This window comes from Campylobacter sp. CNRCH_2013_0855 (assembly GCF_025773025.1).
GTDB classification, from domain to species: domain Bacteria; phylum Campylobacterota; class Campylobacteria; order Campylobacterales; family Campylobacteraceae; genus Campylobacter_D; species Campylobacter_D jejuni_C.
Genome location: NZ_JAKMTE010000071.1, coordinates 1 through 608 on the forward strand (window position 1 = coordinate 1; position 608 = coordinate 608).

Consider the following 608-nt stretch of genomic DNA (forward strand, 5'->3'; position numbering starts at 1 on the left):
TCTTTATAACATTAATGAAAAGGGAGAATTTGGTAGCAATGGTAGTATAGGAATAGTTAATGGGGTATTGTTTGAAGATTTATTAAAGCATTTAAGTTATATTGTAAATGAAGAAGAATTGCTTTGCGAATTAGAAGTTAAATACCCCCAAAAACTAAATAATAAAATTATATTTGCAAGTGATAATATAGATTTAAATACCTCTTTTGCACCTGGGACTTATATAAGCTTACAACTAGAAAAAGAAAGCGATGAAAAACTAAAATGGGCTTTTGTAGAATGTGAAAGCAAAGAAAAATTAAATTTATTATTACATGATTGTAATGGCTATATTGATGAAAAAAATCTTAAGGTAATGTTTGAAAATGATGATTTGATTTATAATGAAAGCTATGAAGATAATGTTTTATCTTTTTGCTTACCTATAAGTAGAAGCAATGAGCCTAAAGAAGATATGCAAGATTATAAATACTATATAGTTTTATTTGCTTATAGTAGTGAAAAAACTATACCTAATTTAGAAGATCATTACATCATTATAGATATGAGCTTTAGAGTGGGAGTTGGAGATGATGATAGTGTAAGAGAGGGGGTGTTGGGAGGTAAAA

Annotated in this window: 1 pseudogene; it reads left to right on the top strand. The window is 27.5% G+C overall.

What is annotated here, in order from left to right:
* Window positions 1–118: 118 nt before the first annotated feature.
* A pseudogene (locus L8X40_RS08485) lies at window positions 119–608 on the top strand (hypothetical protein); the annotation flags it as partial.